This window comes from Micromonospora sp. NPDC048898 (genome assembly GCF_043198035.1).
GTDB lineage: Bacteria > Actinomycetota > Actinomycetes > Mycobacteriales > Micromonosporaceae > Micromonospora.
In genome coordinates this window covers 1158091-1178995 of the sequence record NZ_JBICUF010000001.1, presented here as the reverse complement: position 1 = coordinate 1178995, position 20905 = coordinate 1158091, and the positions used below count along the sequence as shown (strand labels likewise).

At 72.9% G+C, this 20905-nt stretch carries 17 protein-coding genes; 6 read left to right on the top strand and 11 right to left on the bottom strand.

Annotated elements, in window-relative coordinates:
• Nucleotides 1-849 carry a putative RNA methyltransferase gene (locus ACGFIQ_RS05510; protein ID WP_393239538.1) on the bottom strand — a complete coding sequence of 283 codons (849 nt, stop codon included), beginning with the start codon at nucleotides 847-849 and terminating at the stop codon, nucleotides 1-3.
• A gap of 138 nt (nucleotides 850-987) precedes the next feature.
• Here ACGFIQ_RS05510 and ACGFIQ_RS05505 point away from each other — a divergent pair, with 138 nt between their 5' ends.
• Nucleotides 988-2061 carry an adenosine deaminase gene (locus tag ACGFIQ_RS05505; protein WP_393239535.1) on the top strand — a complete coding sequence of 358 codons (1074 nt, stop codon included), beginning with the start codon at nucleotides 988-990 and terminating at the stop codon, nucleotides 2059-2061.
• 5 nt (nucleotides 2062-2066) lie between these two features.
• Here ACGFIQ_RS05505 and ACGFIQ_RS05500 read toward each other — a convergent pair whose 3' ends face one another.
• Nucleotides 2067-2360 (bottom strand): hypothetical protein, encoded by a 294-nt coding sequence (locus tag ACGFIQ_RS05500; RefSeq protein ID WP_393239532.1) that lies wholly within the window; start codon nucleotides 2358-2360, stop codon nucleotides 2067-2069.
• Between the two features lie 503 nt (nucleotides 2361-2863).
• On the opposite strand from ACGFIQ_RS05500, the gene ACGFIQ_RS05495 reads away from it, so the two are divergent.
• The 4 genes from ACGFIQ_RS05495 to ACGFIQ_RS05480 all read left to right on the top strand — a co-directional run bounded on the left by ACGFIQ_RS05495 (nucleotide 2864) and on the right by ACGFIQ_RS05480 (nucleotide 7914).
• The gene (locus tag ACGFIQ_RS05495; protein ID WP_393239529.1) at nucleotides 2864-6442 is read left to right on the top strand and encodes a nitrate- and nitrite sensing domain-containing protein; all 3579 of its coding nucleotides are present in this window, start codon (nucleotides 2864-2866) and stop codon (nucleotides 6440-6442) included.
• Nucleotides 6439-6843, top strand: coding sequence for a roadblock/LC7 domain-containing protein (locus ACGFIQ_RS05490; RefSeq protein ID WP_030329023.1), 405 nt, complete (start codon nucleotides 6439-6441; stop codon nucleotides 6841-6843). The genes ACGFIQ_RS05495 and ACGFIQ_RS05490 overlap by 4 nt, the downstream gene beginning before the upstream one ends.
• Before the next feature lie 98 nt (nucleotides 6844-6941).
• Nucleotides 6942-7319 carry a DUF742 domain-containing protein gene (locus tag ACGFIQ_RS05485; RefSeq protein WP_030329021.1) on the top strand — a complete coding sequence of 126 codons (378 nt, stop codon included), beginning with the start codon at nucleotides 6942-6944 and terminating at the stop codon, nucleotides 7317-7319.
• Between the two features lies 1 nt (nucleotide 7320).
• Nucleotides 7321-7914: an ATP/GTP-binding protein gene (locus ACGFIQ_RS05480; protein WP_007455465.1), complete on the top strand. Its 594-nt coding sequence runs from the start codon at nucleotides 7321-7323 to the stop codon at nucleotides 7912-7914.
• Between the two features lie 236 nt (nucleotides 7915-8150).
• On the opposite strand, the gene ACGFIQ_RS05475 is transcribed toward ACGFIQ_RS05480, so the two are convergent.
• Nucleotides 8151-10616 (bottom strand): transposase, encoded by a 2466-nt coding sequence (locus ACGFIQ_RS05475; RefSeq protein WP_393240363.1) that lies wholly within the window; start codon nucleotides 10614-10616, stop codon nucleotides 8151-8153.
• Between the two features lie 39 nt (nucleotides 10617-10655).
• Complete coding sequence (locus ACGFIQ_RS05470) at nucleotides 10656-11606, bottom strand: DNA primase (RefSeq protein WP_393239526.1); 951 nt, start codon at nucleotides 11604-11606, stop codon at nucleotides 10656-10658.
• Between the two features lie 159 nt (nucleotides 11607-11765).
• On the opposite strand from ACGFIQ_RS05470, the gene ACGFIQ_RS05465 reads away from it, so the two are divergent.
• On the top strand, nucleotides 11766-12107 hold the full coding sequence (locus tag ACGFIQ_RS05465; RefSeq protein ID WP_393239523.1) for a PadR family transcriptional regulator: 342 nt from the start codon (nucleotides 11766-11768) through the stop codon (nucleotides 12105-12107).
• A 13-nt stretch (nucleotides 12108-12120) separates the two neighbouring features.
• Here ACGFIQ_RS05465 and ACGFIQ_RS05460 read toward each other — a convergent pair whose 3' ends face one another.
• The 7 genes from ACGFIQ_RS05460 to ACGFIQ_RS05430 form a co-directional block, all read right to left on the bottom strand.
• On the bottom strand, nucleotides 12121-12795 hold the full coding sequence (locus ACGFIQ_RS05460; protein ID WP_393239520.1) for a permease prefix domain 1-containing protein: 675 nt from the start codon (nucleotides 12793-12795) through the stop codon (nucleotides 12121-12123).
• 67 nt (nucleotides 12796-12862) lie between these two features.
• A complete protein-coding gene (cydC, locus tag ACGFIQ_RS05455) occupies nucleotides 12863-14785 on the bottom strand; it encodes a thiol reductant ABC exporter subunit CydC (protein ID WP_393239517.1) in 1923 nt (640 codons plus the stop codon).
• Nucleotides 14782-16458 carry a thiol reductant ABC exporter subunit CydD gene (gene cydD / locus ACGFIQ_RS05450; protein ID WP_393239514.1) on the bottom strand — a complete coding sequence of 559 codons (1677 nt, stop codon included), beginning with the start codon at nucleotides 16456-16458 and terminating at the stop codon, nucleotides 14782-14784. Before cydD ends, cydC begins: the two co-directional genes overlap by 4 nt.
• A complete protein-coding gene (locus ACGFIQ_RS05445) occupies nucleotides 16455-17462 on the bottom strand; it encodes a cytochrome d ubiquinol oxidase subunit II (protein WP_393239511.1) in 1008 nt (335 codons plus the stop codon). The genes cydD and ACGFIQ_RS05445 overlap by 4 nt, the downstream gene beginning before the upstream one ends.
• An 18-nt stretch (nucleotides 17463-17480) precedes the next feature.
• Nucleotides 17481-18734 (bottom strand): cytochrome ubiquinol oxidase subunit I, encoded by a 1254-nt coding sequence (locus ACGFIQ_RS05440; protein ID WP_393239508.1) that lies wholly within the window; start codon nucleotides 18732-18734, stop codon nucleotides 17481-17483.
• Nucleotides 18735-19263: 529 nt separating this feature from the next.
• On the bottom strand, nucleotides 19264-20169 hold the full coding sequence (locus ACGFIQ_RS05435) for a M56 family metallopeptidase (protein WP_393239505.1): 906 nt from the start codon (nucleotides 20167-20169) through the stop codon (nucleotides 19264-19266).
• Nucleotides 20170-20179: 10 nt separating this feature from the next.
• Nucleotides 20180-20677: a BlaI/MecI/CopY family transcriptional regulator gene (locus ACGFIQ_RS05430; protein WP_393239503.1), complete on the bottom strand. Its 498-nt coding sequence runs from the start codon at nucleotides 20675-20677 to the stop codon at nucleotides 20180-20182.
• Nucleotides 20678-20905: the final 228 nt, after the last annotated feature.

Here is a 20905-nt window from a genome sequence, read left to right as displayed (position 1 = left end):
TCAGCGAGGTCGGTACGCGTCGACCCGCACCGCCACGGTCACCCGGACCGGCTCGGGCAGCGCCGCCAGCCGGGCGCGCAGTGCCTCCGGGTCGGTGTGCCACGCGTTCGGGCCCATCCCCACCACGGTGGCGACCTCCGGCCGGGCCAGGGTCAGCTCCGCCCGGTGCACGGCCGAGCTGACCAGGGTGAAGTGCCCGCCCAGGCTGCCGGTCACCCGGTCGGCCTTGTCCGGGTCCACCCGCAGCAGGTCCAGCGCACCCACCAACTCGGTGAGGTGGTCGGTGTCGGGTGTGACCACCAGCAGGGTGCCCGCCGGGTCGAGCACCCGGTGGAACTCCGGGCCGTTGCGCGGGGCGAAGACGTTCAGCAGCACGGCGGTCGAGGCGTCCGCGAGCGGCAACCGCTGCCAGGTGTCGGCGAGCGCCGCGGCGGCCCGGGGGTGCGCGCGGGCCGCACGGCGCAGCGCCGGCTTGGACACGTCCAGGGCCAGACCCACGGCGTCCGGCAGCGCCGCCAGCACCGCGCCGAGATACCGGCCCGTGCCGGCGCCGGCATCCACCACCAGGGGGTACGCCCCGAAGCCCGGCGTGGCCTGCGTCGCGGCAGCGGCGAGGGCTGCCGAGATGACGTCGTAGTGCCCGGCGGCCTGGAAGTCCGCGCGCGCGGCGACCATCTCGGCGGTGTCGCCCACGTGCGGGGCCCGGCCGGTGAGCAGGTTGACGTAGCCCTGGCGGGCGATGTCGAAGCTGTGCCGCCGTGGGCAGCGCAGGGCCCTCGCGTCGGTGGCCAGCCCCAGGGGTTCGCCGCAGACCGGGCAGCGCAGCCGGTCGAGGATGCGGGGGTCCACGTCAGGCCCGGCCTGACGTCGCCCCGCACCGTGGTGCTTCCATGCCGTTCAGCCTAGTTCCGGCCGATCCGGGTCGGAGCCGGGACGTGGAGCGACCTCCCACACCCGGTCATATCCGTCGCTGGCTAGGGTCTGAGCATGGTCGCAACTATCCGGTACGAGGACATTGTCAAGGCTCCGAAGGCGCTGCTGCACGACCACCTCGACGGCGGGCTGCGGCCGGCGACGATCGTCGACCTGGCCGCGGAGGTGGGCCACGAGTTGCCCACCACCGACCCCGAGGCGCTCGGACGCTGGTTCGTGGAAGCGGCCAACTCCGGCTCCCTGGAGCGTTACCTCGAGACGTTCGCGCACACCGTGGCGGTCATGCAGACCCCGCCCGCGCTGCGTCGGGTGGCCCGCGAGTGCGCACTGGACCTGGCCGCCGACGGGGTGGTCTACGCCGAGGTGCGCTTCGCCCCGGAGCAGCACCTGGAGCAGGATCTGACCCTGGACGAGGTCGTCGAGGCGGTGCTGGCCGGGTTCGCCGAGGGCACCGCCCAGGCCGTCGAGGCGGGCCTGAGCATCCGGGTGGGCACCCTGCTCACCGCGATGCGTCACGCCGCCCGCTCGCAGGAGATCGCGGAGCTGGCCGTACGGCACCGGGACGCCGGGGTGGTCGGCTTCGACATCGCCGGCGCCGAGGCGGGCTTCCCACCCACCCGGCACCTGGACGCCTTCGAATACCTGCAGCGGGAGAACTTCCACTTCACCATCCACGCCGGTGAGGCGTTCGGTCTGCCGTCGATCTGGCAGGCGATCCAGTGGTGTGGGGCGGACCGGCTCGGTCACGGGGTGCGGATCGTCGACGACATCGCACCCGACGGCGCGCTCGGCCGGCTGGCCGCGTACGTGCGGGACAAGCGGATCCCGCTGGAGCTGTGCCCCTCGTCGAACGTGCAGACCGGCGCGGTGGCCTCGATCGCCGAGCACCCGATCGGCCTCCTGCGGGACCTGCGGTTCCGGGCCACCGTCAACACCGACAACCGGCTGATGAGCGGCACCTCGATGTCGCGGGAGATGTCGTTGCTGGTGGAGAACTTCGGCTACGGCTGGAAGGAGATGCAGTGGTTCACCATCAACGCGATGAAGAGCGCCTTCATCCCCTTCGACGAACGGCTGCGGATCATCGACGAGGTGATCAAGCCGGCGTACGCCGACCTGCTGGCCTGATCGGCTCAGGCGTGCGGGTGGCCGGCGAGCAGGCCGGCCACCCGACGCAGCACCTCCCGGGCACGGGTCGCCTCCGCGCCCAACCCGGTCTGCCGACGCAGCACCGCCGGCTCGGCCCGCAACAGCGCCACGCCCCGGCTGACCAGCACCCGGGGTGCCTTGCGCTGCTCGGACAGGTCGCGGGCCAGCCGGCGCAGGAAGGTCGCACCGCGCGGCCGGCGCAGCGCGTACGCCCCGGCCAACAGCCCTCGGCGACGGCACTCCTCGACGATCTCGGCGGCGAAAATCCCTTCAGCCACGAAAAGTGGCGATCCGGCGAGATCAAATGACCGGGTGGCCACCCGTCGATCTGCGCCGATCGCATAAACCGGCACATCGGCTCGGCCCTCACGAGCGAGCTGGGCAATGATTTCCACCGCACTCGGGGCGTCCCAGGACTCTGGTGATTCCCAATCCACCTGGTCGTTTCGTCGCGGCAACGTAGGGTCATCGCCGTCTTTGTAGAAGTCGTCCAAGCAGAGCACCGGGAGGCCGGTTTGCTGCGCTATGTACGACTTTCCGGACCCGGAAGGCCCGGCGAGGAGGACAACGCGGTGCGGATGTTCCATTACCTTCAGTTACTCCGGCCAGACGGACTGCTATCAAATCGCATCAACATCTCATCACACCTTCGGTAGGTGACAACCTGGGCTTTCTTCTTGTCGACCGGCGTGATGGAATCTCGGGGGTCCGACCCGCCGGGTCGGTCGCTGGGCGTTGCCCGGAGGCAACGCGTTGAAGCTGTAATCGCGAGGGCGGTGACGTGAGCAAACGGCCAAAGACGGCGGGCTCCTTCCTGTCGCGGCTGCGCCGGCCGGCCAGCCGGCTCCGGGACATGCCGATCTGGTCCAAGCTCGGTCTCATCATGATCGTGCCGACCATCGCCACGGTCGTGGTGGGCACCAGTGGTCTTGTCGACCACGTGGAGACGCTCAACAACGCCAACCGAGCCGGCGACCTGGCCAACCTGTCGAGCTATTCGGGTGACCTGGTCGACGCACTGCAGGACGAGCGGACCGCCGCCGTGCTGCTGCTGGGCGCGGACGGGACGCAGCCGACGGCTCAGTACCAGGAGGCCTACAACCGGGTGAACTCCCGGGTGGACCAGGAAGCTGGCCCCTACCGCCAGCAGCGGACCGAGGTCGAGGACCTGCCGAGCAGCCTGGAGTCGCTGCTCGACGGCATCGACCAGAACCTGCAGGACCTGTCCGGCATCCGCAGCCAGGTGTTCAACGGCAAGCTCGCGCTCACCGAGACCGTCCAGGCGTACGAGGGCCTGATCAGCGACCTGCTCGCCATCCGCGACTCGGCCACGCAGCTCGCCGGTGACAACGACCTGAGCGACCGGATGCGCGCCGCCGCGGCGGTCGCCCGGGAGAAGGAGTTCCTCGCCGCACGCCGGGTCGTCGTGCACCGCGCGCTGGGCGTGAAGGGTGGCAAGCGCCTGACGCCCGCGCTACGCACCGACTACATCGCCAGCGGCACCGGCCAGCAGCAGGCGCTCCAGAGCTTCAAGGCCGTGGCCACCCCGGACGACGCGAAGTTCCACGACCAGACGGTCGCGGGCGGCGACCGCCGGGAGGCGCAGAACTACACCGGCTGGATCGACGGCAACACCACCGGCGACATGCGCGACGCGCCGTTCAAGCCGGACCAGTGGGAAGCCGCCATGACGGCCAACGCCAAACTGATCCGCACCGTCGAGCGGAAGCTCGACAGTGAGGTGGTCACCGGGGCCGACACCCTCCGCTCGGACGTCCAGCGCCAGGTCTTCCTGGAGACCGGCCTGCTGCTCAGCATGCTGCTGCTCGCCATCCTCTTCGCGTACCTGGTCGCCCGCTCGATGGCCCGCTCACTGCGTGAGCTGCGGCAGGGCGCGCTCTCCGTCGCCCAGTACGGCCTGCCCCAGGCGGTGGCCCGACTGCGCGACCCGCAGGTCGTCGGGCAGCTCTCCCCGGTGCAGCTGGCCAACCAGATCGCCGAACCGCTACCGGTGCGCAGCAAGGACGAGTTCGGTCAGGTGACCGAGGCGTTCAACGCCGTCCACCTGGAAGCCGTCCGCACGGCCGCCGAGCAGGCCGCACTGCGCGCCTCCGTCGCGACCATGTTCGTCAACCTGGCCCGCCGTTCACAGATCCTGGTCGACCGCCTCATCGGGCACCTCGACCGACTGGAGCGCGGCGAGGAGGACCCGGACCGGCTGGCCGAGCTGTTCCAGCTCGACCACCTGGCCACCCGGATGCGCCGCAACGACGAGAACCTGCTGGTGCTCGCCGGCGCCGACTCCACACGTGTGCAGCGTGAGCCGGCCGCTCTCATCGACGTGCTGCGCGCCGCGCAGTCCGAGGTCGAGCACTACACCCGGATCGAGTTCGGTGTCATCGACCGGGACATCGAGGTCGCCGCGCACGCGGTCAACGACCTGGTGCACCTCGTCGCCGAGCTGTTCGACAACGCCACCGCGTTCTCGCCGCCCGACTCGCAGGTGATGGTCGAGGCCCGCCGGGTCGGCGACCGCTCCTCGCTCTACGTCGAGGACCGCGGCATCGGCATCAGCGCCGAGCAGCTGCACGACCTCAACGAGCGACTCGCCACGCCGCCGCAGGTGGACGTGGCGGTGTCCCGGATGATGGGCCTCGTCGTGGTCGCCCGGCTGGCGTCCCGGCACGGTGTCCGGGTCGAACTGCGCCCCGGCTCCGACCGCGGCACGGTCGCCGACGTGACCCTGCCCACCTCGGTGCTGGTGCCCCGGGCACTCTCCGGCCGGGTCCAGCAGCCGCCGGCCCTGCCCGCGGCCGGTGGCCCCCAGCAGGGTGGGCCCACGCCGGTCTTCGGTGCGCTGCCCGCGCTGGGCAACCACCCGCGCTCCAGCGAGTCCGGCAACCAGGTCACCCTCGGCGGTCGTCCGTTCGAGCCGGCATCGCGAAACGGTGCCGGCACCCCCGCCAACGCCGGTGCGTACGGTTCGATGCCGGCCTGGTCGGACCTGACCGGTGCGGCCGGGACGAACGGCGGCGACGGGTTCACCCCACGGCCGGCCAACGGTCAGCCGATCGACCCGCTGCCGCAGCGCCGCTCCGGGGACGACGCTCCGACCACCGGTCAGCAGCCGTCCATTCCCCGGCAGTTGCCGAGCAGCCCCGAGACGCATCCGTACTCGGTGCCGCCGGTCTCCGCGCAGCCGTACTCCGGTGCGCCGGTCTCCGCCTCGCCGGCCTCGGGTCAGCCCTACTCCGGGCAGCCCTACTCGGGTGCCCCGTACGGCGGTCCGCCGGTGTCCGCCGCCCCGGCCTCCGGTCAGCCGTACGCTGGTCCGCCAGTGTCCGCCTCGCCGGTGTCCGCGTCGCCGGCGTCCGGTCAGCCGTACTCGGCTCAGCCGTACTCGGTGCCACCGGCGTCCAGCCAGTCGTTCAGCGGGTTCGCCACCCGGTCCACCCCACCCGCGCAGGCGCCCAGCGCCCCCGCACCCCCGGCCTGGCCGCCGGTGCCGGGTGGCGACCGGGACGCGGCGACCCCGCCGGTGCCGGAGCGGCTCGCCGCCGCTCTGGACATGACGACCGAGTTGCCGCGCGTGCCGCGACCCGGCGAGCAGCCGCCCGCCGCGGCCCAGCCGCCGGCACCGGTGCCAGCTCCGGCTCCGCAGACCCGGCCGGCGCCACAGCAATCGCAGGCGCAGAACCGGCAGCGGTACGCGGACGAGACGATGGAGCTGCCGATCTTCCGGGAGCTGGAGTCGGCCTGGTTCCGTACCCGCCGCCCGGGCGCGGAGGAGTCCGCCGCCGGCGCCCAGCCGAGCACGAACGGCGACTCCGCGACCCAGCAGTTCGCCACGGTCGAGGCCACCGGTCGGACAGTCCACAAGACACCACCCGGGACGACAGGTAACACACCGATGGCAGACACTCCGACGGCCGGAGGAGCGCCGCGGGACAACGGCTCCACAGCGAACGAGGGCACCCGCCCCAGCCTCGCCGAGAGCCTGCCGAACCGCCGGCCCCAACCGCAGAGCAACGGCTGGCAGACCGCGGCTGACGACGGCTGGCGTGCTGCTTCGGCGGCGGCCGGCGCGGCACCGGTGAGCGAGACCACCACTACCGGTCTGCCGAAGCGCAAGCCGATGGCGCAACTCGTACCGGGTGCGGTGGAGAAGCCCGCCACCTCGGTCCAGCGCCGTTCCCCGGAGGCGGTCCGTGGCCTGCTCTCCGCCTACCACCGGGGTGTGCAGCGAGGGCGTAGCACCTCGGACAACCCGACCAGCCCGGAGGCAACTCCGGGAGGGCAATCCTCGCAGTCTGGCTCAGGCCCGGTGGCCGGGAGCGGGCAGAAGGAGCAAGAAGGATGACAACTACGCAGGATCTTGGTTGGCTGTTGGCCAACTTCGCCGACCGGGTGCCCGGCGTCGCGCATGCGGTCGCCGTCTCGGCGGACGGCCTACTCCTGGCGTCGTCACGGGATCTGCCGCGCGACCGGGCCGATCAGCTTGCCGCGATCTCCTCGGGTCTGGTCAGTCTGACCCAGGGGGCAGCCCGCTGCTTCGAGGGAGGCGCGGTGTTGCAGACCGTCGTGGAGATGGACAATGGTTTCCTGTTCCTGATGTCCATCTCGGACGGTTCCTCCTTCGCCGTGCTGGCCGCCCGCAGCTCCGACGTGGGCCAGGTGGGCTACGAGATGGCGCTGCTGGTCGACCGGGTGGGCGACGCGCTTACCCCGCAGCCGCGTGCGGCTGCGGGCATGCTGGGCTGACGCCTCGCCGATCGTGAGGTCGGCAAGACTGCAACGACGACAACGACGGGTTTCACCGGTGGGAGCCGGTAGCGGGCACGAAGGGGGTGAGCGGCGAGATGGCCGATCGTGACGAACCAACCGGAGCGTTGGTGCGTCCATACGCCGTGACCCGCGGTCGTACCCGTCCCCGGCTCGACATCGCGCTGGAGGCGCTCGTCGAGACGACGGTGCGCGGCCGGGCCGCTGCCAATGGCAACGGCGGCCAGGGCCGCGAACACCAGTACATCGCCGCGCTGTGTGACGGTCGTGTGCAATCGCTCGCGGAGATCGCGGCGCGGATGCAGCTCCCGCTCGGTGTGGCCCGGGTGCTCATCGCCGACATGGCGACGGACGGCCTGGTCGCGGTTCACGAGCCGACCATTTTGGACGACTCCGACGACGCGGTGGGCACTGAACTGCTGGAGAGGGTGCTGAGTGGACTTCGCAGGCTCTGACATGTCGCACCGCCCACCGAACCCGAGTGGGCGCGTGACGTCGGCGAAGATCGTTATCGCCGGTGGATTCGGCGTCGGTAAGACGACGCTGGTCGGCTCGGTCTCGGAGATCACGCCGCTGACCACCGAGGCCATCATGACCTCCGCCGGCGTGGGCGTCGACGACACCCGGCAGGTGCCGGGTAAGACGACGACCACGGTGGCTATGGACTTCGGCCGGATCTCGATCGACCGTGACCTGATCCTGTACCTGTTCGGTACGCCGGGTCAGACCCGATTCTGGTTCATGTGGGACGAACTGGTTCGGGGCGCCATCGGTGCGGTCGTGCTTGTCGACACGCGCCGGCTGGCCGACTGCTTCGCGGCGATCGACTTCTTCGAGCACCGACGCCTGCCGTACCTGGTGGCGATCAACTGCTTCGACGGGATGCAGTACCACGACCCGCAGGACGTTCGAGACGCCTTGGCGATCTCGAGCGACGTGCCGGTGGTGGCCTGCGACGCCCGTAACCGGGAGTCGACGAAGCACGTGCTGATCTCGCTTGTCGAGTACGTGCTCACCATGCGCCGTACGCGCGCGGTCGCCCCGGCCTGATCGGGCACCGCACGCCCGGTGGTGGCTCCGGCCGCCATCGGGCGTCGCGCCCTGCCCGTCGCGCTCTTCGCGCCGCTTCTTGAGACTTGGAAGGCGTCGGTCCCCTTGCGGGGCGCGGCTCTTCCACGATCTTCGAGGAGCGGCGTTGTCGTGTCCGCAGGTCACCGCGCTGACGCGAACGCGCCCCCAGTCAGCTGACTGGGGGCGCGTTCGCGGACGGCAGAGGTTGGTGCCGGTCAGGACTGGTAACCGGCGGAGCGGTACTCGTACTCCCGGTCGTCGTCGCGGTCGCCGTGGTCGCGGCTGAAGTCCCAGCCGCCGGCCGCCTCGCGACCGGGCCGACCACCCACCGCGAAGCCGCCGATCTCCTGTCCGCGGCGCCAACCACGGAAGTAACCTGTGGTGTTCTCCGCGAGGCTCGCCGCATCACGCACTATCCGCAACGGGCGCTCCTCGCGCAGCGGAGAACCAGGGACCAGGTTGGCCTGTGGCACGCGCTTCGGCAGCCCGGCGTTGGTCTCGGCACCCACCGCGGGCCGGGCTGCCTGCTCGGCGGCCTGCCAGCCGGTGTCGGCAGTGGTCGACCAGTCCAGGTCGGACTCCTCGGCCTGACCGACGAACCAGGCCGACTTGGCCTGCGCGAAGATCAGCAGGTCGCCGTCGCCCTCGTCGGCGACCGGTGGCGGGCGGTGCTCGACCGGAGGCGATCGGCGCTCCAACGGAGGTGGCCGGTGCTCCACCGGGGGTGCCGGCCGGTGCTCCGCGGTGCGGTCGGTGCGCGCGGCCACTCGACCGCCGCGAGCGGCCTGCTCCCGGTCGACCAACCGCAACGGCGGTGTCTCCAGGTGCGCGTCGGCCGGCGGGTTGAGCCCCTCGCGCAGCGCCCGGTCAGCGAGCGGCGGTGGCTCCACCAGCCGCAGCATGGGGGGCTCCTGGGGCAGGTCGTCCGCCAACCAGGGCGGGGTGACCCGACCGTCGGCACGACCGGGGTCGGTCGGCGCGTCGATGCCGCGGCCGCCACCGTACGAGTAGGGGGCCGGGTTGTTCGGCGAACTGTCGGCCGGGTCCTCCGGGTTGTTGACAAGCGGCCAGTTGGCCCGGGAGCCGGGCGGTGCCGACTCCTGACCAGGCCGGGGGGTCGGCACCGGAATGCTGAGATCGGTGGCGCTGAACCCGCCCGTCGGCGGCTCCTCGACCGGGCGTTGCAGGTGACTCGGCCGGGGCTCGCCGTTGGTCTTGGGGCGAGGCGGGATGACCGTGCGCTGCCGCTCCGCGCGCGCGTGGTTGATCGCGGCGGTGGTCAGCGTCGGCCGGAACGGCTCACCGGCCTCGGCCGGCGGCACCATGCCCCGCTGCGCGGGTGCGATCGGGGTGATCCCGGGCGGCGGAGGAGGAGGAGACGACACCGGTCGGTTGGTCGGGCCGTCGATCCGGTTGGGCATCGGATCGGTGCGCCCGGGCAGCGTGGACGACGGCGGGCCAGCCATCGCCGCCGGGGCCATCGGCGGGGGTGCCACCGGCGGCGGCGTGACCGGCGGCGGGGCGACCGGTGGCGGCCCGAGTGGGCGGGGGGACGCCAGCGGTGCGTTACCGGGGACCGGCTCGGGGCGGCTGCGCCGACCGACGGCCGGTGCGGGGTCGACCGCGGGCGGGGTGGGTCGGACCGACCGCAGACCGGCACCGGTGCCGGCCAGACCGGTCAGCCCCGCGTTGTTGCCGGCCAGACCTGTCAACTCGCCGACCGTCTCGCCACGGCGGGCAGCGGCACGGCGACCGGGCGCCTGGGCGGGCGTGCTGACCCGGGAGCTGAGCGCGCTGACCAGCGCCTCACACCCCGCGTCGCAGGCCCGCACGGAGGCGACGGCCTGACGGACCGTCTCGGCCACCGCGGACGTGAGCGCCCGGTTGACCGCGGCGCGGCGCGGCGTCTCGGAGATGGCGACCCGCAGCGCGGTGACCGCCTCGTTGATCTCCTCGGCGTCGGCGACCCCATCGGCGGCGAGGTGCGCGGCGATGGCATCCGCCGCGACGGACACCTCGCGGCCCCGGGCGACGGTGCCGCCGAGCATGCCCGGCTCGGGCAGCGCGTCCAGCACCGCCAGCGAGACCGGCTCGGCCGGATCCGGGTACGCGCGCAGCGCCGCCGGGTAGAGCTCACGCAGCACCTCGCGCAGCGCCACGGCGGCGGAGTGCCGACCGCTGGCCAGGGCGGCGTGCGCGGAGAGCACCTGCTTGTAGCCGGCCAGGTCCCGGGGCGCCGGCAGGGTGACCGCGGAGAGCGCGCCCGCCTGCAACGCGCGGGCCAGGCCGACGGCCCGTCGTTCGGCCGGAGGCGACTGCATCTCCTCCAACGAGTCGTCATCGGCGAACCGCTCGGCGAAGTCGTCCACCGAGTCGTCGTCGGCGATGGCCAACGGCCGACCCGCCGCGCTCAGCAGCGAGGTGACCGTGTGGTCGTCGCTGTCGGCGGCGATGGCCGCACCGCTCGGCCCGCCCGACCGCTCCACGAGCAGCGCGACGAGCTGGGCGTAGCCAGCGGCGTCGTCGCTGATCTCGCAGACATGCAGCAGACGGCCTGCGTCGTCGACCACAGCGGACGTCAGCGTCGAGCCGGCGGAGGCCGGTCGGTCAGCCGGATCCGCCGAGGCCAGACCGCAGTAAACGCGCACGAGCGCCACGGCGTCGTCCTCCTCCCGGGACAGGTCTTTCCTCTGCCAGCAACTGATGCTCCCCGGTACGGGTCAGTCGCGCCAGTCCACCACCGCAGAGATCTTGCCGACAATGGTGCGCCAACCCAAACTCGCGGTCTGTGCTCCGATCTTCTTCAGCCGCCGCCGACCCATGAAAGCGCCGATCCCGCCGTTGGTGGTGGCGCGCAGCGCCTCGTCCAGGTCGTCCAGGCTGGAGCCGGCGGAGAGCATGTCGAGTACCGCAGGCAGCCGCAATGCGTACGAGATGTCCCGCGCGATCTCGCCCGCCTCGATCAGCAGGGTCGAATCCCAGGTGTCGTGCCCGCCGCGCAGATTCTCTACGACCAGGTCGAGTTCGTAGGTGTCCTCGTCGAGCGGAGCGATGTCGGACGGCTCCACCCGTTCGGACAATTCATTCCAGCTGTCCAGTTGGGACAGATCGTTGGGAGCACCGGACCGGATGAAACTGACCAACGACTCGGGGGTCTTGAACAGCAGCAGCTTGCCCTGGTTGCTGAGGAAGACCGGCACCTCCTCGTCGTCCGCCTCGTCCGTGACGGCCTCGCCGTCCTCGGTCTCGTCCTCGGTCTTGCCGGCGGCACGGCGGCCCGTCGACTCGTCCTCGTCGCTGTCGGCGAACTCGTCGGCCAGCTCCTCGTCGAGGATGACGACTGTCTCGTCGTCCTCCTCCTCGACGACCTGGCGGCGGGCGAGGAACGGGTCGTCCTGGTCGCGCTCGGTGACGTCGGTCGGGGTCAGCGAGCTGGCCGGCCGGTACGCCCGCAGCGTGAAGCCGGTGCCGGCGGGCAGGGCGATCTCCACCGGATCGATGCGCAGTTCGTCCCAGAGTGAACGGTCGACCGAGGCCGACGCGCTGTCGGTCTCCTCGGCCTGATCTGGCTCGGCCGCGCCGGTGGTGTCGTCGAGCTCGGGCTCGTCGGCGTCGGGCCGTTGGGGCGACTGGCGGGCCACGCTGACCTCCGTGTGCTTCGGGTTGCCCACCCGCCGGGTCTCTGACCGGCGAGTGACTCTGGGCACATACCCTAGTCGGCGGCCCTGGGTGACCGAAGCCCGCACCCCGGTGGCCGGTTGGCGCATGGGTTCGACCTGCTGGTGGCTGCCGCTGGCGAAGCGGCCGTTCGACAAGTAGCGTAGCTACGTATGAAGGCCCAGTCGTTGCACGGCCATCTCGACGCTCTGCTGCTCGCCGTGCTGGAGCAGGGCGAGCAGCACGGCTACGCCATCATCGAGGCGCTGCGTGAGCGCAGCGACGGCAGCTTGGACCTGCCCACCGGCACGATCTATCCGGCGCTACGTCGTCTGGAACGCGCGGGGCACGTGGCGAGCACCTGGAGCACGGTCAACGGTCGGGAACGGCGGACGTACCAGCTCACCGACTCCGGCCGCCGGGCGCTGGCCGGGGAGCGCGCCGGCTGGCACGAGTTCCAACTGACCGTCGGTCGGTTCCTCGGTCCCGGCAGCCCGCCGGTCACCTCGGCCTGACCCCCGGCCCGGGTCAGCGGGCGATGGCCAGCAGCCAGCCGCGCGTGGCGCGGGTCAGCGAGAAGTACGCCCCGCCCACCAGCACCGCACCGATGATCATCGGGGGCCAGCGCAGCGCCTCGTCCCAGAGGTTGAGTGACCACGTGAAGAGGGCGCAGCCAGCCACCATGCCAAGGGCCAGCAGACCGGTCAGGCCGGCGCCCACCGCGCGTTGCGCCACGGCCAGGCCCGGTCGTGGCGACCTGGCGCTCGCCGCGACCACCAGCAGACCGGCCACCGCGACCAGCAGCGTGCTGAGCCAGATCCAGTCGACCGACTGGGAGAGCAGCACGTAACCGGCCGGCGGGCGGGGGCCGTCGCTCCAACTCGCCCCGCGCCAGGTCAGGTCGCCCGCGGCCATCCCCACCCCGGCGACGGCAAGCATCCGCAGGGAGAGGCCGCGCAGCGCGCCCACCGCCAGCTCGGCCTGCCAGGAGGGGAGCAACTGCGCCGGTGAGCCGAACTCGACCACCGCCCGGCGCTGCGCCTCCGTGGGGGGCACACCGCTCTGCTGGTACGCCTCGACGGCGTCCAGCAGCCCGTGCCGGGCCTCGGTCAGCAGGTCGGTCTTGAGCCGCGCCGGCCCCTGCAGCCGGGCAGCCAACTCCCGCAGGTGTTCGTCGACCAACACGTCCTCACAGCGCGGCATGGCACCACCCTGCCACGACTTCGCCAGACCGGCCTCGGGGGGAACCCTGGTCGGCCCCGGAGGACGGTCAGGGGGCGAGCGCCAGGTAACCCCGTTCGGCCGCCGCCTGAAGCAGCCACTGGTCCCGGTACCAGCCGTCGGTGGCGACCAGCTCGCTGTGCCGACCCCGCTGGATCACCCGCCCGGCGTCGAGGACGACGATCTCGTCCAGCCCGGCCAGCCCGCTGAGCCGGTGGCTGATCAGCAGCACCGAGTGCCCGACGGGGGTGGCGGCGAGAGCGGACGCGAGCACCGCGTCCGCGGCGGCCGGGTCCAGCCCCTCGGTGGGCTCGTCGAGCACCAGCACGGGCGGTGCGGCGAGCAGGGCCCGGGCGAGGGCCAGCCGTTGCCGCTGGCCACCGGAGAGCTGCCCGCCCTCCTCGCCGACGAGCGTGTCCCAGCCGGCCGGCTGGGCGCGTACCCACTCCAGCAGGCCGGCGGCGGCGGTGGCGGCGCTCAGCTCCTCCTCGCCCGCCCCGGCACGCCCGAGCAGCAGGTTCTCCCGCACCGTGGCGTGGAAGACGTACGCCTCGGCGAGCAGCCCGCCGACCGCGCGGGGCAGCGCCTCCTCGGCGTACGCCGACAGGTCCTGATCGTCCAGGGTGACCCGGCCGGACACCGGCCGGACGGCGCCGGTCAGCACGGCGGCCAGGGTGCTCTTGCCGGCGCCGCTCGGGCCGACCACCGCGATCCTGCGCCCCGCCGGCAGGTCCAGGCTGACGCCGGCCAGGGCGGGCGCCGCGCCGGCCCGGTACCGGACCGTCACGTCGTCGAAGCGCAGCTCGTGTGGGCCGGCCAGGTCGGCGCTGCCGTCCGTGGCCGGACGAGCCGGCGTGCCCGGGTCGAGCAGCGCGGCCACCCGGGCCAGGCCGGGCCGCAGTTGCGTCCACTGCCGGGCCGCCGCGACAAGCGCCAGTGTCACCTCGACGGCGGCCAGTGCGCCGACGGCCAGGACGCCCACCAGCACCCCCGGCACGTCGGCGGCCAGCGCGGCCAGCACCACCGCCGCGGCGGTCAACCCGGCGGTCAGCACCCCGGCCGCGTCCACCGCGAACCCGGTGGCGGCCAGTCGGCGTTCCAGCCGGGCCAGCCGGCGGGCACGCTGTTCGGCGACGCGCAGCATGCCGTCGGTCGCCCCGAAGGCGGCCAGGTCGGCGGCACCGTGGGTCAGGTCGATCGCGTCGGTGGCCAGCGCGCCGCGCAGCGGAGCCACCTCGGCCGCGCTGCGGCGGGTGACCACGGTGGCCAACGCGGGCAACGCCACACCGGCAACCAGTAGCCCGGCGGCGAGCGCCCCGGCGGCCGGCGGCGAGATCAACGCGGCCCCGGCGACCGCCAGCACACCGACCAGGGTCGCCGCCGAGCCCGGGACCAGCACCCGCAGCAGCAGATCCTGAACCGCCTCGACGTCGGAGACCAGCCGGCTCAGCACGTCTCCCGACCGGTGTACGGCGCTGCGGCGGGCCGCGAGGGTGGCGAACACCTGGGCCCGGACGTCGGTGATCATGCGGAGCACCGCGTCGTGCCCGGCGAGCCGTTCGGTGTAGCGCAACACGCCCCGACTGATCGCCAGCGCCCGGACCGCGACGATCGCCACGGTGAGCCGGTCCAGTGGGGGCTGACCGGCGGCGCTCATCAACAGCCAGGTGGCCGTGGCCATCAGGGCCAGCCCGGCGAACTCGGTGGCGGCCGCGAGCAGCCCGGCACCAACCAGGCGGCCCAGGTACGGCCGGGCCAACCGCAACACGGCCCGCTCGGCGGCGCCCCGCCCGCCCGCTGCGGCGCCCCGCCCGCCCGCTGCGGCGCCCCGCCCGCCCGCTGCGGCGGCGGCGTTGAACTGCCCGTCCGGTGCGGCGGCGGCCTGCCCACCCGGTGCGGCGTTGACCGGCCCGTCCTGCGCGGCGGCGGCCGGCTGCGCGTCTGCCGGGTCCGGTCCGTGTGCCGCGGTCATCGGGGCGCCCCTCCGGTCGGCTCGGGCGTCAGCTCGGTGACCCGACCGTCCTCGACACGCAGGATCCGGTCGGCGTCGGCGAGCAGTGCCGGTCGGTGTGCGACAAGCAGCGCGGTGCGCCCGGCGACCAGCCGGCGGGTGGCGTCGAGCACCACCGCCTCGGCCGCGGTGTCCAGTCGGGCGGTCGGTTCATCGAGCAACACCACAGGTGCGGCACGCAGGAATGCCCGCGCCAGCGCGACCCGCTGCCGCTGCCCGCTGGACAGCCCGTGGCCGCGTTCGCCGAGCAGAGTGTCCAGGCCGTCCGGCAGACCGGCCACCACGTCGTCCAGGGCGGCGTCGTGCACCGCGGCGGCGAGTGCGTCAGCGGGGGTGTCCGGTGCGCCGAGCCGGATGTTGTCGGCAAGCGAGGCGGCGAAGAGGTGGGCCCGTTGCGGCACCCAGGCGAGCTGCCGACGCCAGGCGTCCAGGTCGGCGGTGGCCAGGTCGACCCCGTCCACGGTGACCCGGCCACCTGTCGGGGTCACGAAACCGAGCAGCAGGCCGAGCAGGGTGCTCTTGCCGGCGCCGCTGGGCCCGATGACCGCGATCCGTTCGCCGGGCCGGATGGTCAGGGTCACGTCGCGCAGCGCGGTGGTCCGCTCGTACGCCACTGTCACCCCCTCGAACCGGATCTCGCGTCGCGCGTCCGGGGTGGTGGCGCCCTCGGCGGCCCGGGGTGCGGCGGGCGCGGCCGAGATGGTCAGTGCCTCGTCCAGCGCGGCGAGCCCTTCCATGCTGGCGTGGAAGCGGCTGCCGGCGGACCGCAGCGGCAGGTACGCCTCCGGGGTGAGCAGCAGCACCAGCAGCGCGGTCTGCAGGGCCAGCCCGCCGCCGAGCAACCGGATGCCGACCGGCACCGCGACCAGGGCCACCGAGAGGGTGGCGACCAACTCCAGCACCAGCGCGGACAGGAACGCGATCCGCAGCGTCTTCATGGTGGCCACGCGGTGCCCGTCGGCCATCCGGCGCACCACGTCGGTCTGCGCCCGGGCACGCCCGAACGCGCGCAGCGTGGGCAGCCCGGCGACCATGTCCAGGAAGTGCCCACCGAGCAGCGACAGCCGGCGCCACTGCCGTTCGGTGGCGGCCTGCGCCTGCCAACCGAGCAGTGCGCCGAAGACCGGGATCAGCGGCAGGGTCAGCGCGATGATCACCGCCGAACTCCAGTCGGCGAAGACGACCCGGGCCAGCACCGCCAGCGGCACCGTCACGCTGAGCACCAACTGCGGCAGGTACCCGGTGAAGTAGGCGTCCAACGCGTCCAACCCGCGCCCGGCCAGGGTGGCGAGCTGACCGGCCCGCTGCCCGGCCACCCAACCGGGGCCGTGCCGGCCCACCGCGCCGAGCAGGTCGGCCCGCAGTGCGGCCTTGACCGTGGCGGCGACCCGCGCCGAGACCGTGCCCTGTGCCCAGACCAGCGCCGAGCGGGCCGCGACCGCGACCACGAAGCCGGCCAACGCCTGCCGATCCAGCCGACCGTCCACGGCGGTGGCCAGCACCGACGCGAGCGCGGTGGCCTGCGCCACGATCAACCCGGCGGCGACCACACCCAGCAGCGCGAGCACGGCAAGGTCGCGCCGGGCCGCGGGGACCCGGCGCAGCAGACGCGGGTCGAACGGACGGCGGCTCACCAGTACACCGGTGCCCTACCGTCGGTCCGTCCTCGGAAAACCCACCAGCACATCGCCTGGAAGCCTAGTAGGGCCGGAACCAGCGGCAGCGCCACCCAGCCCAGCAGCCGCAGTGTCGGTGCGCTGGCGGCCGCGTCGGCCACCGTCAGCGAGGCCCCCGGGTCGGTCGTGGACACCAGCACGTAGGGCCAGAGGGCCGCGCCGACCAGCACCACCGGCAGCGCCAGGGCGGTGCCGGTGGCGACCAGGGCCCACCCCGGCCGCCGCCGCGCCAGCGCCGCGCGGGCCGCCAGCAGCGCCACCACGAGGAGCACCGGCAGGAGTACGGCCACCGTCGGCCGCTGGACCGCGTCGCGTACCCGGGCAGACAGCAGGCCCACGACGGTGGCCAGCGCGACCGCGGTGAGCGCCACCCGCACCAGCCGGCGGGCGGTGCGGCTGAGCACGGCGGCCTCGGCAGCCGGCAGGCGCAGGGCGAGGAAGGTCGCGCCGTGTGCCGCGACCAGAGCGACCATGGCCAGCCCGGCGGCGGCCGCGAATGGGGTGGCGAGGTGCGACACTCCGGCGACGTGCCCGTCGGCCTGGCGGGGTACGCCCTGCAGCAGTGCGGCGAGCACCACACCCCAGCCCAGTGCGGCGAGTGCGCTGCCGATCGTCACGATGCGGTCCCACCGGGCGCGGATCCGCTCGTCGGCGTGCCGGCTGCGCAGTTGCACCCCGGCGGTGACCAGGATGACGCCGACCAGAGCGCCGGCGACGGCCGGATAACAGCCGGCGAGCAACTCACCCTCCAGCACCGGAAACGCGCCGAACAGGATGCCCACGGCGGCCACCAGCCAGACCTCGTTGCCCAGGAAGAACGGGCCGAGCGCGGTGAGCGCGGCCCGCCGCCCGGCGGGGCTTGCGCCCCGCGCGAGCAGCAGCCCGACGCCGTAGTCGTAGCCGGCGAGCACCAGGTAGCTGGCGAAGAAGAGGCCGAGCAGGGCGTACCAGGCGAGGTCCACGGTCTTCTCCTCAGATCCTCAGACGAGGGCGGGTTCGGGAAGGGCCGGCTCATCGGGCGTCGCCGGCGGGCGGCCGAGGGCCGGGTCGATCGCGCCGCGCTTGGCGTGTCGGGCCAGCAGCACCCAGTTCGTGACGGCGAGGGCGCCCAACAGCAGGCTGAATCCGATCAGCGAGGCCAGCATCAGCGGTGCGCCGACCGGGGAGACCGCCTGCTCGGTGGGGAGCAGCCCGTACGCCACCCAGGGTTGCCGGCCGACCTCCCGGGAGATCCAACCGAGGATCACCGCGACGAACGGCAGTGGCAGCGCCAACAGGATCAGCCAGAGCGGGAAGCGCAGCCGGATGATCCAGTCGCGGAAGAGCAGGGGCAGCAGGAACCAGACGCAGCCGAGGGTGAAACCGGTCAGGATCATGAAGCCGAGCCCGACGCTGGCCAGCACCGGTGGCGTGTAGTCGCCGGGGCCGAACCGGACGGTCCACTCGGCGATCAGCGCCTGGGCCTCCGCACTCTGGCCGCCGAACTTGGTCGGCTGCACCTCGCCCACCGCGCCGAACTGGGCGAAACCGAAGCCCTGCACCAGGGAGATCGCCAGCGCCGAGGTGACCAGGCCGATCCGCAGCGAGGTGCGGAAGAACGCGAAGTCAGGGGTACGCCGGAGCAGGTGCCACGCGCTGACCGCCGCCATCAGCATCCCGCCGACCAGCACCGCGGCCGAGACCACGTGCCCGAACGCCATGCCGAGGGTGGGGTTGGTGAGGAGCGCGCCGAAGTCGGTGAGGTGGGCGATCCCGTCGCGGACCTCGTATCCGACCGGGTTCTGCAGCCAGGAGTTGGCCACCATGATCCAGAACGCCGAGGCGTACGCGGTGATCGCCACGCCCCACAGCAACGCGAGGTGGACACCCTTGCGGAGCCGGTGCCAACCGAAGATCCACATCCCGAGGAACGTGGACTCCAGGAAGAACGCCACAAGCGTCTCCAGGGCCAGTGGTGCGCCGAAGACGTTGCCGACGTAGCGCGACAGGCCACTCCAGTTCAGCCCGAACTGGAACTCCATCACGATGCCGGTGGCGATGCCGAGCACGTAGTTGATCACGTAGAGCTGGCCCCAGTAGCGCGTGAGCCGCTCCCATTTCGGATTGCCCGTGATCACCCAGGCGGTCTGCATCCCGACCAGCAGGGTGACCAGCCCGAGCGTGACGACCACGAACAGGAAGTGGATCGAGGTGGTAGTGGCGAACTGCAGGCGGGCGAGGAGCAGGGTGTCCATGGCCGGCTCTCCGTAGTGTTGGCTCCCTTGTCGTAGTCACCCTACACGTAGTTTCTCTACATGTCCGACTACTACGCCCTGTCGTAGGCAAGTCTACGACATCATGTAGTAGATGTGCGGTCGGGCAGAGTCGCGCTGGCTGGCGTCCCGTCGGGTCGGGGTGTGCCGGCCGCCGGGGCGGTGCTCACCGCTCAGATTCGCGCCCCCGATCTCGCAAGATCGCGCTCGAACCAGGATGTAGTGGCCTCGCCGGCCGTGGATGCCACTCGATCCTGGATCGAGCGCGATCTTGCTAGGTCGGGAGGGGGCGCAGGACGCGGGAACGCGGGGAACGGGGTGGGCGGGCGCGGCGCGCGGGAACGCGGGGAACGGGGTGGGCGGGCGCGGCGCGCGGGAACGCGGGAAGCGGGGCGGGCGCAAGTGTGGGGTGCGCGGGTGGCCGGTGCGTGGGGGCGCGAGTGCGGGTGCGTGCGGTGGGTGGAGGTGGGGTGCGTGTGGGGCTGGGGTCAGCTCAGGCGGAGCGCTGGCGTCAGCTCAGGAAGAGGGAGACCGGGAGGGCGACAAGCGTGGTGGCGACCGCGAGGGCGGTGGCGCCGAGCACCCGGGGTGGCCGGTCGCTGATCAGGAGACGCTGGACCCGTACATCAAGATCGCGGTCGCCCATGCCCAGCGCGCCCGCCGGGGTGATTCGGTGACCGGCGGCGGCGAACCGGCGCAGCGCTCCCGCCAGCGGCGCTTCGGCGTGCAGCTCACGGGCCTTGTCGTCGGCCCGCATCTCGACCAGCAGGGCGACCCGCTCGTGTGCGTCGCGGACCCAGGCGAACCACGGCAACGCGCGGCACAGCGCGGTGAACGGCAACAGCACCAGGTCGTGCCGCTCGTGGGCATGCGCGCGCTCGTGGCTGAGCACCGCGGCCAACTCGGCCCGGTCCAGCAGGCTCAGTGTGCCGGCGCTGACCACCACCTGCGGCTTCACGCCCGGCAGGCAGTACGCGGCGGCACTCGGATGATCCAGCACCAGCGCGCCGGGCGCGGCCGGGTCGTCCCGGGCGACCAGGGAGAGCAGGTCCCGGTGCCGGCGCTGCGCGCGTACCGTGCCGTGGATGCTGCGCACGGTCGTGGTGACCAGCACCGCACCGATGCCGAAGCCCACCCCGACGCCGGCAAGGTGGAAGGTGCTCATCCCGACCGGCAGGGTGCCGTGGCCGAGGTCGTTGGCGAGGGCGAGCAGCGCACTTCCGGTGGGCAGGTCGTACGTGCTCAACCCGAGCGCCATCGGCAGGCCCATCGCGGAGAGACCCAGCGCCAACCCGACGGCCTGCCAGCAGATGATCGCCACCCGGGGGCTGCGCCACGTCCAGGTGGAGCGGGCCAACACCTGAGCCGTCAGATAGCAGGCCAGCATGGTGGCGGCGAAGTGCACGGCGTAGGCCATGGCGCGCGCCCTACCGCTCCGCTGTCTCGCCGGCAGGTCGTCGACCCACCGGCCCGTCCACCCGGTCGGTCAGGTCGGCACCCGACCCGGTCGGGCTCGGCGCGTTCGGTCCGACGGCACCCGTGCCACCGGCGGTGGTGTCCAGCCCGGCCTCGTCTCCCAGTGCCGCCCGCAGCACCTCGGCCTCGGTGCCGGTGACCGAGCGGGCGAAGCGCACGAGCGCGGCGTCCCGGCTGCCACCCAGGTCCAGGGCGTCGAGCATGAGCTGCGCGATGTGCGCCTCGCGGCTGGCCGTCGGCCGGTACCGCCAGGCCCGCCCTTCACGCTCCCGCTGGACCATGCCCTTGCCGGCGAGCCGGTCCAGCACGGTCATCACCGTGGTGTATGCCAGCTCGCGGCCATCGAGCGCGTCGGCCACCTCGCGCACGGTCACACCATCCGACGTGCCGGGGACCACGTCCCACAGCACGTCCATCACCGCACGCTCAAGATCGCCCAACCGAGTCACCACCCAATCCTACCCCCGGTAGTAGACCCCCACCCACCCGCCAGGTCGATCACGGCGCAGCCGAGCGGCACCCGCCGACCGGCAACCCACCCCGAGGCAGCACCCCTGAGCTGAACCAGCCGGCGAGCCTGGCCCACGTCAGGTTTTCCGGGGGAGCCCGCCCACGCAGGGATCAAGCCTGACCGCCCGGAGCGGGTGGGCTCCCCCGGAAAACCCAAAGGCCGAGAA